Source organism: Gorillibacterium massiliense, from assembly GCF_000455485.1.
GTDB lineage: Bacteria > Bacillota > Bacilli > Paenibacillales > NBRC-103111 > Gorillibacterium > Gorillibacterium massiliense.
In genome coordinates, this window is record NZ_CBQR020000102.1 from 51640 (window position 1) to 65542 (window position 13903).

Genomic DNA, 13903 nt, shown 5'->3' on the forward strand with positions numbered 1-13903 from the left:
GGTTGGAGTACAGATTTTTCACATTTTTATCCTGAAACTATCTTTCTTAACGAGGGCGCTTCGAGTACAATAGGGCAAGTGTGCGTTATTTATGAACGGACGCGTTACTTTTATCAGTTGGAGGCCTTATTTTCATGCAAAAAGAATCCCCTACAACCGTCAAGATCACTAATGCCGACCCCAGTGCAATGGGACTGTTCGGTTTGGCGATCGTGACCCTCGTCGCATCATCGCAAAAGCTCGAAATCACCCATGGCTTAAGCCTGATCATTCCGTGGGCCGTTTTCCTCGGAGCTTTTGCCCAATTGTTCGCCTGCATTCAGGACTCCAAACGGAACAACACTTTCGGCTCCACGGCTTTCGGCGCCTACGCCTTCTTCTGGTTCGGCATGGCCGCTAGCTGGATGATCAAAATGGGCGTATTCGGCACCGTTCTGGCTGCGGCGGCAAACGTGGACGGCAAACAGCTCGGCTTCGCTTTCGCCGGCTACCTCGTGTTCACGCTTTTCATGACCATCGGCGCCGTTGAAGCCAACAAAGTGCTGCTGATCATCTTCTGCCTCATCGATCTCTTGTTCCTCGGCCTCACCATGGACGCTTTCGGCTTCGCCGCCGAGCAGTTCCATACCCTTGCCGCTTATGCGGAAATGGCCATCGGCATCGTTTCCCTTTACGGCACCGGCGCTTCCGTGCTGAACGCACACTTCGGCTACAGCTTCCTGCCAATCGGCAAGCCCTGCGGTATTTTCACCCCGAAAACCAAATAATCAAACATAAAGCAAAAGGGAGGGTGCACATCGCATCCTCCCTGTTTTTTTTGCCTTGCCGCTTATCAGAGATAGCCATCGGTATCGTCTCCTGCGGCAAATCCTTCGGACTTGCTTGTCACTCAAATCCTGTATTTTATCCAAGATTATTCCTTCGCAGTGGTCGTTTTGGGCTAAAAAGTTGGATTAAATGCACGATTATATATACCAAACGCCTTCACCGAGCATAAATCCTGCATTTTTTCCAACAAATTCGCTTATTAGATCCGCTGCTCCGACAAATCACTCATAAAATCCAACATTTTCGAGCGAGCAATACCGCCGCCTTACAGAAGCCATTTATGTGAAAAATGCTCCGCCAATACAAAGGAACACGTATATTTGTTCCGAACGATAGGCTTGAGCATATCGCGATCGACTAGTCCCAGCAGCCTCTTGCGCGCAGTGCGGTAATCGATTTGAAAATGTTCAGAGACATCTTTCGGCCGGATAGGTCTGCTCAAACTTAATGCCAGTCGAAGAATTTCTTTCTCGTTTGGTGAGAGCAGCGTGTTGTCTCGCGGGTGGGTGAAAAATGGAGCTAGTAGCATTTGAAGCAGCATGCGGCATATGTCCGGTCTGTCTTTTACATCATCGTAGGAAAAATGCACCACCGTCCATCCCGTCGCCGTCAAATAAGTATCCCGGTTGAGCGAATAGCTGAATTGGTCCCGATCCATATCCTTGACGTGGCTTTGGTAACCGTCGCACTCGATGTCGAAACGTCCGAAGCTTGGGAGATACGCCCAATCCAAAAACTGCGACTTGCGGTTCCAGTCCTTGACTTCGTACTCCGGATGCAAATGCTCCAAGCTGCCCAACACAGGCCAGATGACGTTTTGAAGGAGCAGTTTCTCGGCATGCCGATGACCGCGTTGAAGCCGACCGAGCCTCTCCCCCGAACGAAGAGATAGATGATGCTGAAGAAATGCTACATAGGCTGTTTCGAAATCCATTACGACCGCTCCTTTCAAAAAAAAGAACGCCCTCCCGCCAATGGCAATAAGAGGACGTTCTTCGTCTCAGATAAGTATAGCACATGATCAGTTTTAATCGTGAGCATAAAATTCCCCGCCCGCCTACTTCCGCCACTTCATGAACCGGCGGTCGAGAGCGTCCACCAGCATGAACAACAGGAAGCCGATAAGACTCAGCATCAAGATTCCCGCATACATCTCCGAATAGCTCATCCTGAGCCACGCGTCCATAATGAAGTAGCCCATGCCGTAGCGAGTGCCGTAAATCTCCGTAAAAAACAGCACCGATATCGCCGTGCCCAACGAAACCCGAATCGTGCTCAGGATCACCGACATGGCGCCCGGAAAAGTAATATGCCAAAACTTTTGCACACTGCCTGCGCCGATGCAGCTCAGCACGTCGTAGGCGTTTTCCGGGATGGCCTTCACCCCATCGCGCACCGAGATAATGATCTGAAAAACGAGAATAAGAGCGATCATCAAAATCTTCGATGTCTCCCCCAGCCCGAAAAATAGCATAACCACCGGCAGCAGCGCGATTTTCGGAATCGGATACGTCAAATAGACCACCGGGTCCAGCAGCTTGTTCCAGAAGAGGGAACGGCCCATCACCATGCCCAGGAGCAGCCCGACGATCAGAGCGGCCAGAATACCGGTAAAAATCCGCAGCAAGCTGTAGCCTGCATGCATCCAGATGCTTTCCCCGGCCAGCGTGCCAAGGGCGTTGTAAACCGAGCCGGGCGCCGGAAGGATCGGCTTGTCCACCAGCAGGCTTAACCCATACCAAACGAGATTAATTCCGACGAAAACCAGCAACAACGTCAGCGCATTGCGAAGCGACCCTTTTTTCACCATTTTTCCTGTATGACCTTTCTCATCCTTCTCACTTGCCGGTAAAAGTCATCGCTGTCCCGCTTGCCCGCCGCATCCAGCGCGAACACGGGATTGTCGAGAATATCCGCAGACTCCCCTTGCTTAGAGGGCATGACGACGATCCGCTCGCCAAGCAGAACCGCTTCCTCCACGTCATGAGTCACAAATAGCGTCGTCGTAGGATGATTCCGCCAATTTTCCAGAAACACCGCCTGCACGTTTTCCCGGGTCAAGGCGTCCAGCGCCGAAAACGGCTCGTCCAAAAGCAGAATGGTCGGCTGCAGGGCAAACGCCCGGGCAATAGCCACGCGCTGCTGCTGCCCGCCGCTTAACGACAGCGGATAACGGTCGGCCAGATCCGCGATCCCCATAGCCGTTAACCAATGCGTCGCCTGCTCCTCATGCTGTTTCTGGAGCGCCCGGCCGGGACGGCCGATCTTGAGCGCCGTTTCGATGTTGGAACGAACGGTTTTCCACGGCAGCAAGCCGTAATTTTGCGGAACAAAGCCGATCAGCGCGCCGCTTCCCCGCAGCGACTCGCCACCAAAGCGGATCTGCCCTCCGTAGGAGGACAGAAGACCGGCAATCGCTCGAAGCAGAGTAGACTTCCCGCATCCCGACGGCCCGACGATGGTGTACAGGCTGTGCTCCGGGACGTGCAGGTGAAAATCCCGTAAGGGAGCGTGGCCCGCCGCGTACTCCACATGGAGGTTCGCTATGCGGAGCCCTTTTTCATCTTCGTTATCATTTGAAAACGACATCTGAAATCACGTCTTCCGGCGAGAGATCTTTTTTCAGCAGTCCTTTTTCCTTCGCCCAGGCAAAGGCCGACTCGATATCGGACGCTTTCACCTGGTTGGCAGGCAAGTAATCCGGCACGGTAATTTGGTCCTTCAAAGAGTCCGGATAGCCGACTTCCTTGATGATTGTGCCCATAAATTCCGATTTATCATGGGACTTCATGTAGGCGACGGCTTCGTCATATGCAGCGTACATGGCTTTGATTTCTTTTTCCTTCGCCTTGATGGTGTCCTCCGGGAATCCCAGAATAAACGGATTGATCCCGAGCTTCGTCGTCGAGCTCAACACCCGGAGTCCGTCGGCTTGTCCCATGGTAACGAAGGGTTCCGGTAAAATCGCAGCGTCTGCCTGTTTGTTTTTGAGCAGCTCCAGGCGGGTGGGGATTTGCGGCACTTCCGTGACGGCGATGTCCTTCTCCGTCAAGCCCGCTTCCTTCAACATCATGGCGACAGTGTATTCTGTCGAGGTGTTCGTGGAGAGAATGACTTTTTTGCCCTTCAAGTCCTTAACATCCTGAATCTCATCGTTGCCGGTGAGCAATTGGAATTCCCCGAAGGTCGTGCTGGTGATCTTCATTTTGACCCCAGCTTGGTTATAAATCGCCACGGCGACCAAGTCTCCGCTGATGCCGTCTAGTTGTCCGCCTTGGAAGGCGGCGTCGCGGTCTTTAGCGCTTTTGAAAGTTTGAATATCCAATGTTACGCCGTGCTTTTTATCAAAACCTTGCTGATTCGCGATAATAAACGGGATAGCGTCAATGGATGGCAGCAAACCGAGCTTGAGTGCCGGCGCTTCCTTGGATGACGAATCTTTGCTTGAACCACAGCCTACCGCCAGCATGCTAACAAGTGCCAACGCCACGAAAAGTCCTATCCATTTTTTCATAATCTACGGTTCCTCTCTGTGTCTAGTATGATGGTCTGTCCCCCTGCAAAAAAATGGTTCTCACATGAGACGAAATCTATTATAGCATTAGATGGAATCCTGTAGATTTGAAAATGCAATTTTTCTGAGACTTTCATCACCCTTCGACTTTCGAACATCAAAAAGCCCGGTCTTGTTCCGGGCTCTGAACGATAAATATCGCCTTCAATTCAATAACATCTTCATCGCCGACGTCTCCGTTTTAGCTGACGGGAAGTCCTTACGGGAGGGCGGGGGCGACGTTTCGGACAGTGAGGGACCACCTTTTCCCGGTGCACAACGCCTCTGCCTGCCAGCCCTCCCAGTCCTGCCAACCTTCCTAACTGCCAGGTTAGACGCTGCCGCTCCAGGTATGCCGCTTCAGCCCCCAAGCAGCGTCTCGTTGCCGGGCTGAAACTTCGTCCGAGGAGCTGCCCTCCGATTCCGGCAGCAAACCCTGCACCGTAACCCGAACGCCGGTTAACAGACAACGCTTTTTGCCGATAGAAGTCAGGGCCATAGCCGCACCTTCCGCTTGTACCGTAAAGGGACTGTACGGCACTCGCTGCCAACAAAGAGGGCACGATCCGGGAGCCAAAACCCAACATTCGGTTCATTGAAGTCCCTCTTCCCGCGCGCCATACGCATTTTTTTCTCAGAGGTTTCGATTCGCCGCAAAGTAAATCCCTCATGTCCTTCTCCATCTGCATTGGCCCGGTACCAATCGGCCGTCCAGCGCCAATCCCGAGTCATTGCAATATATGCGGGGGTTGTGCCGGAGTGCGTGATGATCGAATTGAAACGGAGAGGCTTGTGCTTGGTTTGCCGATTCCGGCGTTTATGAATAAGTGCCGTCTAGCCGATCTTCTTGTCTTCATGCTCGTAGGAGGTAGAACCCGATGCACGAAACCGCCGGCTCTTGACCAAGACCACAACCCCAAAAACGATCACGATCGCAAGGGGGTATAGCATCGCCCAACCGACGAAAGGGAAGACGGCTGCTGTAACCAGAAAGGATAACCCGCTGATGCGAGCCCCCCACGGGTTATCTTTGAGCAGCCTCACACCTGCCGCGCAGCCCCCTAAATAAGTCAGAATAAAGGTAGCATTGGGAAGCTGGATTAAGAAGGTCAAGGAAGCCGCTCCGCTAGCATACAAGGCCATTATTCCGAAAAAGCAAACGGCAAGGAAGATCAAACCTCCGCTGGGCGTGCCGTATCGTTTAGAAACCGTACCGAACCAACGCGGTGCGTCTCCCTTCCCTGCCAAGGCGTATGCCAACCGGGATGCCGCGCCTATATAAGCGATTAGGGTGGCGGTGCAAATGAAGACAGCCGTCAAGCCGGTGACGATGCCGCCGAATGAGCCGAGGGCTTTGCCAATCACAAGGACAAGGGAAGCATCTGCAGCGCCTTCCCGATAGCTGTGTGTCCCGACCGTCGCCAGCGCCGTGAAAAAATAAAGCAACCCGACGATGACCGCAGCAACGCTCACCCCTTTGACGGCGGCCCGCTCGGGATCGACAAACTCCTCGGACAGATGGGACACCGCCTCCCAGCCGATAAAGCACCAGAACAAAAGAGCGGTCGCCTTCCCTACGCTCGCCCATCCCGCGGGCATAAAGGGGGTAAAATGAACGGCCTCCATCCGGGGAAGCGAACTCCCAATGGCTAGCAACAACACGATGACGATCGCCAGGACCACCGCTATTTGCACGCGGCCGACCACCTTCATCCCGATCAAATTGATGCTAAGCCCGATAAACAGCATGAATGCGGCCAGAACGATCCGGGCGGAATCATCCAACCCGAGAGCGGAGGTCAAATAGCCGGCCCCCGTCAAAGCTGCGACCGGCGCGCCGATGGGAACCGACAACAGGAAAAACCATCCCGTTAGGGACCCCGCCTTAGCACCAAAAGCTAAGGTCGCAAAATGGGAAACGCCCCCTGCGTTAGGGTAACGGGCCGACAATAACCCCATGGACAACGCCATCGGCAACACGAGCAGCGTCATAAGCCCCCATGCCAATAGAGAAGCCGGACCGGCGATTTCCGCCGCGAGACCAGGAACGATCAGGACGCCCGAGCCGAGAACCGCGCCGATATACAAGGCCACCGCTTGCGGCAGGCCAATCGCCTTTTTCAACTTTCCATCATGACTCATATCCATACCTGCCATCCTGTATTTTTACAAAACAATAGCAGATCATGATATCATCAGTAAATCGGAACTTTTCGATCTGTTCCATCGGAAAAATCGATCGAAGAAAGAAGGGCATCACATGGAACTTCGTCATCTTCAAACCTTTCTTGCCGTTGTCGAGGCATCTGGCGTTACTCGGGCGGCCCAGCAGTTGGGTTACGCCCAGTCCAGCATTACCGCCCATATTCAGGCGCTGGAAGATGAACTGGATGCGCCTTTGTTCAATCGGCTAGGCAGACGACTTCTCCTGACCGAAACGGGTTACCGCCTGCTCCCCTACGCCCAGGAAATGACCCGCATGCATGATATAGCGAAAGAAGCGGTCCAGTCCGAATCCGTTTTGAACGGCACCGTGACTCTGGGCGCTCCCGAGTCGCTGGCCGCTTTTCGCCTGCCCGGCATCATCCGCGAATTTCGCAACCGCTATCCGGAGGTCAAAATCATCTTGAAGCCCGGCGTCTGCTGGGAATTACATGATCGTGTCCGCTCCGGCGAGTTGGACCTTGTCTTTACCCTGCAGGCCGAAACGAATACCCCCGACCTCCATGTGATTCGCCTCGTGGAAGAATCCATGGCATTGATCGCTGCCCCAAACCACCCTCTTGCCGCGGTTCATCCCGTTGAACCCGTCCACCTCAAAAACGAAGTAATCCTCCAGACCGAACCCGGTTGTACGTATCGTGAACTGTTCGAGCAGCAGTTGAAAAGCTGCGGCGTCTATCCCAATCCAGGGCTAGAATTTTGGAGCATCGAAGCCATCAAAAATTGCGTCATGTCCGGAATCGGCCTGTCGCTGCTCCCCCTCGTCTCCGTTCGCGACGAGATCCGGGAGGGAAAACTGGCGAAGCTGGATTGGGACGACAGACCGCAACGGCTCACCACTCAGGCCGCCTATCACAAGAAAAAATGGCTTTCTCCCGCTTTGCGCGAATTTCTACGGATCACCGAAAAACATGGGGAAGCTTGGCGCGCAGAATGCCAATTGCCGACGAGCTGACCCCGCCTTACAACCTCTCACCGCTCAAAAAAAGAGACCGGAGCGAAAAGAGCGATGTGCTCTTCCCGTCCCGATCTCTGTTGCGTAGTTGATACTCAGTGCGCAGACTCTACATTCTCGACGTGCTTGATATGTTTGTAATTGCCCGCAATGACCAACATGGCGGCCAATACGAAGCACGCGCCAACGACAAAAGGAACATGGGGATTGTACCATTCCGCCAGCTTGCTGGAGAAGTAAGGCGCGATGGCTCCACCCAGAAAACGAAGAAAACTATAGGCAGCCGATGCGGTGGAGCGCTGAACCGGAGCGGCGTTCATGACCGCCGTGGTGAGCAGCGTATTGTTGTTTCCGAGCATTGCCCCGGCGATGATGACACAAACAATAATAACGGTCTGATGGTTCGTCCAAATCCCCATGCTCAATAGCGTGAGTGCAAACAGCACAAGCATGGCGCACATGGAAGGGATGCTGCCGAATTTTTGATGCAGTCTGGGAGCAGTGAACACGGAAGTGAGCGCCAGCAGGATGCCCCAGCCTAAGAACACATAACCCAATCCGTGCTCGTCAAGCCCCATAACGAAAGGCGCAAAAGCCATCAAGGTGAAAAACCCGAAGTTATACAAGCAAGCGGAGAGTCCGAAGACAAAGAGCGGACGATGTTTTAGCGCCCTAAACGGATCCATGAGCGACGATTTTTGCTGCGGCTCGGCTTGGGCAAGCCCCATCTTCTTCGCTCCCGGCATCATGATGGACAAGGCGATGAAAGCAACCACCATCAAAGTAGCGACGCCATAAAAGGGACCTCTCCAGGACATGGCTCCAAGCTCTCCACCCAAGAGCGGTCCAACGGAAATCCCGATGCCGATTGCGGCTTCGTATAGGATAATGGCTTTCTCCGTCCCAGAGTTGGACAAGGAAACGATGGCAGACAAAGCGGTTGCGACAAACAAAGCGTTGCCGAGGCCCCAGCCGCCCCGCAGGCCGATCAACTCCCAGATCCCGTTGGAGGCACCGCCAAGAGCGGAGAACACGGCAATAACGACAATGCCCGTAAGCAGCGTCCGCTTAATCCCGAGACGGGAAGAAATCACGCCTGTAATCAGCATGGCGATAGCCATCACTGCATTATAGCTGGTGAACAGCAGGCTGACCTGACTCGGCGTAGCCTCTAACTTTTTCGCGATTGCAGGCAGAATCGGATCGACAAGCCCTAACCCCATGAATGCGATGATACAGGCAAAGCTGACCGCCCAAACGGCCCGAGGCTGCTTCAGAAGACTGGTTTCTTCCAGCGAAACGGCATGGGAATGATCCGCAGCGCGGTTGGCAGGTTGAACAACAGATGACATTCTCTCTACTCCTTCTTTCTCTTTTTTGGCAATGAAGTCTATGTCTTTGATCATTGCTTTCTTTAAAAACTAGTTGTATCATGAAACTTTATATGGTGTTATAATTGTATTATGCAACTACTTGAGCTGTCAAGACATTCCTTACATTCCCTTTTATATGCTATTATGTTACCAACCCTGAAATAACCTTGCTTCAATGTAGGTTAAGCTTCAGGCGGCTTCGCCGAATTTTCGATACATTCGCTGATGCTACGCTAGCGGCATGTATGTCTAATACGAATACGTCAAAAAGGCGGTACCCAACATGGAACCACATTTAATCGAATCCATCGATTTAGAGCTTGCGCTGTTGATCCGCCACCTCACTTCGCTGAAAACCAGCAGAACCTCGCCAAATCTTGACCGTTCCGCTTATCTGCTGCTTCAATATATTCACAATCATGAATCTGTCGGTGTAAAAACGCTTGCCGATGCCCTTCGTCTAGACGTATCCACCGCCAGTCGGCAAGCCGCCGCTCTAGAACAGAAGGGCTATGTCTTCCGCACCCCCGATCCCCAGGACGGACGAGCTTATTTTCTAAAGCTTACCGATTTGGGCCGGGAGGATTTTTTCGCCTATAAAGTGTTTCGGCAGACGCGCATTTTAGAAATCACCGAAGGTTGGCCGGATGAGGACAGAGCCAAGTTTGGCGAACTTTTGCACAAATTCAATCAAGGCCTACGGTAGACGGTTTGAGTATGATAATGACTATGACGGCACGCTGGAGCAATTTCGTGGCAAAGAAATCATCCGGCTTAACGGAGAAAACTTATACGATTGCGGTACAGCGGCGGAATCATCCGCTAGCGCCACCAGCGAAAAGGGCATCCATCGGGATGCCCTTTTTCATGTTGAAACGAAAGACCGCGTGGCGGCTTACTCAGCAGCAACCGTATCCGTACTGCTTGCGGAAAGCTGCTGCCTTCCAATCTCCAACGCGAAACGCTGCACCGTTTGGTCCAGGCGGGCCTGCAGCTCGGCGGTCAGCTCGAATCCGCCTCCTTCCAGCCGGGTTACCCACTGGTCCACCGCATAGACTCCTTGCAAAATATTCGTCCCGCCCAATACAGACAAAACCGGCTTCAGCGCATATTCGATGACCAGCAGATGAGCTAGGGATCCGCCAATGAACAAGGGAAAAATGATTTTGTCTTGAAGCCCTTTCTGCGGCAGCATGTCCAGGAATACCTTTAACAACCCCGAATAGGAGGCTTTGTAGACCGGACTGGCGATGATCACCGCGTCCGCCTGGGCCACCTGGGTAAGGGCTGCCTGAATGGCCGGATCGCCGAAATCCGCAGACAACAAGGATGCAGCCGGCAAATCGATCACGTGCAGCACGGAAACAGATAAGCCGCTTTTCAGCAGCGCCTGATGGCAATAATACGTCAGCCCGTTCATCCGCGAGCTTTTGGACGGATTTCCGGAAATAAGAAGAACTTGCGGCATCTCTCATACCTCCCTTATATGCATCTAGCATACGGCTAATCGCCCGATAACGCCAATCAAACGGCACATAGCCCCTACTCCGCTTACATAAAATCCTTCTTATATGATCGGCCTGATGCTGTCTATACCGGGATTGCCGTCCGGTCTTCCTTCAAACACAAAAAAAGCCTGAACCCTCTTTTCCGGGGCTTCGGGCTTATCTTGCATTAACGTGCGTTCACTTTCCCGCAATCCGTTGATATGTCGCTTCGTCAGAGACGACAAACAAGCGCGCATCCTTCGGCAGCGGCTTATCCAGCTTTCGGTTAATGCCGAGGTCGTTCCGGTCCGAAAGCAAGGTAGCGCCTTGCCGGAGCAGGTCCTGAAAGGCTTCTCCGTATGTTTTCCACGAGGGATTCACCGGCACCTCGTACAAATCGTCGCCGTACTGCCGGCTGATCAACTGATTGATCACTTCGGAGCTGCCCGTTTGCAGCGCCGCCCGCACCGCCAAACGGGAGACGGCGTCATGGGACAGGATGAACTCATTCACCTGCACATGGCGAAAATTTTGAATGTTCTTTTCCTGCAGAATTTCTACTGTCGTATGGACCTGCGGCGCCATGCGCTCGATGCTGGATGCAATAAGCAGCGATTTGCCGTCCGAGAGGGATGGATCGTCGATCCGCCCGTCGGCAAAGAGGATCACCGCCCGTGCTTCGCCAAGTCTCGCTTTGAGCAGCACCTCTTCCGAGGAAGGGTCTCCGCTGATAAAATGCACCTGCTCCACATACTCTAAAGGGTGGCGGTCAGCCACGTCGATCAGTACGATATGAACGTCCGGCAGATACGAAAAAATTTCGTCTATGGCGGACTGCGCTTTTTTGCTCCAATTGATGACGATGATGTGATTCTTACCTCGGAAGGTCAACGCTCCCGCTCCTCTCTTCCGCTGGAACTCCGCCATGGCGTCGATCACTTTGCCGATGACCAGGCTCAAGAGTCCGATCCCGAATACATACAGGAACATGGTTAGCCACTTCCCAGCCACTGTATGGGCGAAATAATCGCCGTAACCTACAGTAGCCATAGTCGTCATGACCCAATACAGGGCGGTAAACCAGCTATGGAACGTGGAAGGCTCCAGCAAATAAGCGGCAGTGGCGCTGACCAAAACGAACAATAAAATGATCATTCCGATGCTTCGCTTTCTTAACCGCATCATTTTCGTCGTGATCCGGATGAAGTAATGCACGGCTGGCGCCCCTTCCCGGACCTCTATACGATCAGGCTGCTGACAGAGATGGCGGTACCGACGAATATGGCGAAGAGCAGCGCACCTACGGCGACATTGCCTTTTTTCAATTCTTTTGAAAGGGTCAACCCCGGAGTGACGAGTTCAAACACCCAATAGGCGATCATAAGGCACACATAGCCCACGGCAAACCAAAGCATCATAAACCAGATGGACGTATTGGTATACGCCGATACAGCAAGGATGATGGCCGTGGCAAGAAACTTTCCGCCCATGGCAAGACCGACGGCGACGTTCCCTCTCTTCAGCTCTTCCAAATCGTTGAACGGCGTCATCCACATGAAAATCGCCATACCGAGAAGCTGCAACAGGATAATGATGATTACGCTGACGATAATATTAACGACGACTGTCAATTGCCCCACCCCCGAAATTTTGCATAAGCCAAATCGTAATCGGCAAAATCATGCACTTCCTCCAGCTTGACGCTGGTTGTTTTCGCTTTCTCTAAAGCGGAGTAGCGGGCGTCGTCGATGGGCTGCTTGATGCGGTTGCCAGACGGTAGCTCCAGAACGGCGAAATCGCGGGTCTCGCCCTTGTATTTCGTTTTGTAAACGCCGACGACGTCGATATCTGTGGTAACCTGAATTTTCAAGTTCGCCATGTCGGTCTGGGCGTCCTTTTCCGTTTTATAGGTCTTGATGGTGGTCCAGCCGGACAAGCGGATGTCGTTGCGCTGGTTTTCATCAGTGGTAATCTCGGCGTCCATGTACTGCAGCGTCCAGATTTTATCGCCGGTGCCGTAATTACCGTCATTGGGCATCAGCTCGTTATCGGGAAGCACCGTCATGTCGCTGCCGACCAGGTCGCCAACGGTATTTTCCACGATCTTGTAATCCCAAGGAACCCGAACGGTTCCGGTGCCGTCTTGCGTATTCGCAGATGACCCGGTTTCTGTGTTGGTGTGGAACACCGATTGCTGATCCAGACCGCAAGCGCCCAGCAGCATTACCACCAGCAATAGAGCCGCTAAGGCAAACCCTCTAGACGCTGGCTTCAACTTCGTTTGCATCGTTTTCTTTCACTCCCATCGGGATAAAATGACTCGTATTGCCGGTAATCGGCCCCCCTGCCCGGCCCAACAAGCCGCAGGGCGTGCCGTTCAGCATGAACATGCCGGTAAGCAGGTACAGCTCGCCTTCCTCCGTATCGATCCGGGCCATGTCCGCCCGTTTTTGGTAAACCGAAGGGAACAGCGCGCTGGTGTCGTAGCCATCGTGATCCTCAATCTCCAGCTTACCTTCGGCATCAAACATCCGCACCGAACCGCCTTCGCGGCCGAACATGGATTTGGAGACAAAGCTGCCTTCAAAAACCGGCTTGTTATAAGTAGGCAAAACATAACGGGAAATTGTCTCCCGTTCCTCTTCGTTAAAAAGCAGACCGAGCTCATAGAGCCCCCAGACCACTGCGAGCAGACCCTTCGACTGCAAGAGAATGCTGTGGGGAGGGTTGAACAGTTCCAGCTTCCCGGTTTCGACGGCGTAAGATAAGGCTTCACCGCCTTCATCCACGGCCATCCATTCTTTTGGATATAGAGCGAACATTCGCTCAATTACCCGGCCGTCCTGATCCATAACCGTCCCTTTGTCGATCTGCAAATCCATGCAATCTACATAGTTGACCTCAAGCCCGCTGTGCATGCCAAGCGCCTCGATGGTGCCGGAATCCTCCTGGTGCCAACCGTAAGCGACACAGGCGATGGTGTCCGGCCGGTATTCCGCCCAAGCTTCCGCCACCAGTTCCTTCATTCTCCCGTTGGGAGAATGAATTCCTTCCCGTTCGCACAGCCACGGAGTGGCGATGGCTGCCTCCACATACCCCGTTGGAGTATCGGCATTCAGCTCCAGCAGTTTGATGGTGCCGTCGTTTGCCACCGCGTAATCAAACCGGGCGTACCGGCTGATAAAACCGGCAGGCGGCAGAGGCAACGTGTCGAGCATTTTCCACAGGACAGGGGGAATGCCGATCAACTCGTACATGGCCGGATTACCGTGAATATGCCGGGCCGCTTTGTCGAGAATGCTCCACAGCTTGGCGGATGCCTGTTCCAGCTCCCGATACGTATCTCCGCTCAAGACGGCCAGTTGGTCGAGCCAATATTCTTCGTCTTCCAAATCCGCCCAGGTAAACCCCAGTTCCTCCAACTGCTCCACCAAAGGAGCTCGTTCCCGGCCCGGACGCCTAAGCAATTCGAATGCTCCCATGG

Annotated in this window: 15 protein-coding genes; 3 read left to right on the top strand and 12 right to left on the bottom strand. The window is 53.4% G+C overall.

Translation table 11 applies throughout. The features are described from left to right. Positions 1 to 134: 134 nt before the first annotated feature. Positions 135 to 767, top strand: a complete 633-nt coding sequence (locus TJ79_RS13365) for an acetate uptake transporter (protein ID WP_040950818.1) — start codon at positions 135 to 137, stop codon at positions 765 to 767. Between the two features lie 326 nt (positions 768 to 1093). Here TJ79_RS13365 and TJ79_RS13370 read toward each other — a convergent pair whose 3' ends face one another. From TJ79_RS13370 to TJ79_RS13390, 6 genes are all read right to left on the bottom strand, one after another. Then, the gene (locus TJ79_RS13370; protein WP_040950819.1) at positions 1094 to 1762 is read right to left on the bottom strand and encodes a PDDEXK family nuclease; all 669 of its coding nucleotides are present in this window, start codon (positions 1760 to 1762) and stop codon (positions 1094 to 1096) included. A gap of 123 nt (positions 1763 to 1885) precedes the next feature. Next, positions 1886 to 2638 carry an ABC transporter permease gene (locus tag TJ79_RS13375; protein ID WP_040950820.1) on the bottom strand — a complete coding sequence of 251 codons (753 nt, stop codon included), beginning with the start codon at positions 2636 to 2638 and terminating at the stop codon, positions 1886 to 1888. Continuing rightward, a complete protein-coding gene (locus TJ79_RS13380) occupies positions 2632 to 3417 on the bottom strand; it encodes an ABC transporter ATP-binding protein (protein WP_052339576.1) in 786 nt (261 codons plus the stop codon). Before TJ79_RS13380 ends, TJ79_RS13375 begins: the two co-directional genes overlap by 7 nt. Further along, positions 3401 to 4342 carry an ABC transporter substrate-binding protein gene (locus TJ79_RS13385; protein WP_040950821.1) on the bottom strand — a complete coding sequence of 314 codons (942 nt, stop codon included), beginning with the start codon at positions 4340 to 4342 and terminating at the stop codon, positions 3401 to 3403. Before TJ79_RS13385 ends, TJ79_RS13380 begins: the two co-directional genes overlap by 17 nt. A gap of 370 nt (positions 4343 to 4712) precedes the next feature. Further along, positions 4713 to 4922, bottom strand: coding sequence for a hypothetical protein (locus tag TJ79_RS27230; RefSeq protein ID WP_155987878.1), 210 nt, complete (start codon positions 4920 to 4922; stop codon positions 4713 to 4715). 293 nt (positions 4923 to 5215) lie between these two features. Continuing rightward, positions 5216 to 6523: an APC family permease gene (locus tag TJ79_RS13390; RefSeq protein ID WP_040951047.1), complete on the bottom strand. Its 1308-nt coding sequence runs from the start codon at positions 6521 to 6523 to the stop codon at positions 5216 to 5218. Between the two features lie 118 nt (positions 6524 to 6641). Here TJ79_RS13390 and TJ79_RS13395 point away from each other — a divergent pair, with 118 nt between their 5' ends. Then, positions 6642 to 7559 (top strand): LysR family transcriptional regulator, encoded by a 918-nt coding sequence (locus tag TJ79_RS13395; RefSeq protein WP_040950822.1) that lies wholly within the window; start codon positions 6642 to 6644, stop codon positions 7557 to 7559. Positions 7560 to 7654: 95 nt separating this feature from the next. Here TJ79_RS13395 and TJ79_RS13400 read toward each other — a convergent pair whose 3' ends face one another. Further along, positions 7655 to 8911: an MFS transporter gene (locus TJ79_RS13400; protein ID WP_040950823.1), complete on the bottom strand. Its 1257-nt coding sequence runs from the start codon at positions 8909 to 8911 to the stop codon at positions 7655 to 7657. Between the two features lie 304 nt (positions 8912 to 9215). Here TJ79_RS13400 and TJ79_RS13405 point away from each other — a divergent pair, with 304 nt between their 5' ends. After that, positions 9216 to 9638 carry a MarR family winged helix-turn-helix transcriptional regulator gene (locus TJ79_RS13405; protein WP_040950824.1) on the top strand — a complete coding sequence of 141 codons (423 nt, stop codon included), beginning with the start codon at positions 9216 to 9218 and terminating at the stop codon, positions 9636 to 9638. A gap of 189 nt (positions 9639 to 9827) precedes the next feature. On the opposite strand, the gene ssuE is transcribed toward TJ79_RS13405, so the two are convergent. The 5 genes from ssuE to TJ79_RS13430 form a co-directional block, all read right to left on the bottom strand. Continuing rightward, on the bottom strand, positions 9828 to 10400 hold the full coding sequence (ssuE, locus tag TJ79_RS13410) for an NADPH-dependent FMN reductase (RefSeq protein WP_040950825.1): 573 nt from the start codon (positions 10398 to 10400) through the stop codon (positions 9828 to 9830). Positions 10401 to 10617: 217 nt separating this feature from the next. Then, the gene (locus TJ79_RS13415) at positions 10618 to 11634 is read right to left on the bottom strand and encodes a potassium channel family protein (protein WP_040950826.1); all 1017 of its coding nucleotides are present in this window, start codon (positions 11632 to 11634) and stop codon (positions 10618 to 10620) included. A gap of 23 nt (positions 11635 to 11657) precedes the next feature. Then, positions 11658 to 12050 (bottom strand): DUF350 domain-containing protein, encoded by a 393-nt coding sequence (locus TJ79_RS13420; protein WP_040950827.1) that lies wholly within the window; start codon positions 12048 to 12050, stop codon positions 11658 to 11660. After that, positions 12047 to 12706: a hypothetical protein gene (locus TJ79_RS13425; protein WP_040950828.1), complete on the bottom strand. Its 660-nt coding sequence runs from the start codon at positions 12704 to 12706 to the stop codon at positions 12047 to 12049. The genes TJ79_RS13420 and TJ79_RS13425 overlap by 4 nt, the downstream gene beginning before the upstream one ends. Continuing rightward, the gene (locus TJ79_RS13430) at positions 12678 to 13901 is read right to left on the bottom strand and encodes a glutathionylspermidine synthase family protein (RefSeq protein ID WP_420319390.1); all 1224 of its coding nucleotides are present in this window, start codon (positions 13899 to 13901) and stop codon (positions 12678 to 12680) included. Before TJ79_RS13430 ends, TJ79_RS13425 begins: the two co-directional genes overlap by 29 nt. Positions 13902 to 13903: the final 2 nt, after the last annotated feature.

Bases quoted from the DNA above. Each gene is read 5' to 3' on its own strand.
- TJ79_RS13365 (WP_040950818.1), top strand. From the start codon at position 135: ATGCAAAAAGAATCCCCTACAACCGTCAAGATCACTAATGCCGACCCC.
- TJ79_RS13370 (WP_040950819.1), bottom strand. From the start codon at position 1,762: ATGGATTTCGAAACAGCCTATGTAGCATTTCTTCAGCATCATCTATCT.
- TJ79_RS13375 (WP_040950820.1), bottom strand. From the start codon at position 2,638: ATGGTGAAAAAAGGGTCGCTTCGCAATGCGCTGACGTTGTTGCTGGTT.
- TJ79_RS13380 (WP_052339576.1), bottom strand. From the start codon at position 3,417: ATGTCGTTTTCAAATGATAACGAAGATGAAAAAGGGCTCCGCATAGCG.
- TJ79_RS13385 (WP_040950821.1), bottom strand. From the start codon at position 4,342: ATGAAAAAATGGATAGGACTTTTCGTGGCGTTGGCACTTGTTAGCATG.
- TJ79_RS13390 (WP_040951047.1), bottom strand. From the start codon at position 6,523: ATGAGTCATGATGGAAAGTTGAAAAAGGCGATTGGCCTGCCGCAAGCG.
- TJ79_RS13395 (WP_040950822.1), top strand. From the start codon at position 6,642: ATGGAACTTCGTCATCTTCAAACCTTTCTTGCCGTTGTCGAGGCATCT.
- TJ79_RS13400 (WP_040950823.1), bottom strand. From the start codon at position 8,911: ATGTCATCTGTTGTTCAACCTGCCAACCGCGCTGCGGATCATTCCCAT.
- TJ79_RS13405 (WP_040950824.1), top strand. From the start codon at position 9,216: ATGGAACCACATTTAATCGAATCCATCGATTTAGAGCTTGCGCTGTTG.
- ssuE (WP_040950825.1), bottom strand. From the start codon at position 10,400: ATGCCGCAAGTTCTTCTTATTTCCGGAAATCCGTCCAAAAGCTCGCGG.
- TJ79_RS13425 (WP_040950828.1), bottom strand. From the start codon at position 12,706: ATGCAAACGAAGTTGAAGCCAGCGTCTAGAGGGTTTGCCTTAGCGGCT.
- TJ79_RS13430 (WP_420319390.1), bottom strand. From the start codon at position 13,901: ATGGGAGCATTCGAATTGCTTAGGCGTCCGGGCCGGGAACGAGCTCCT.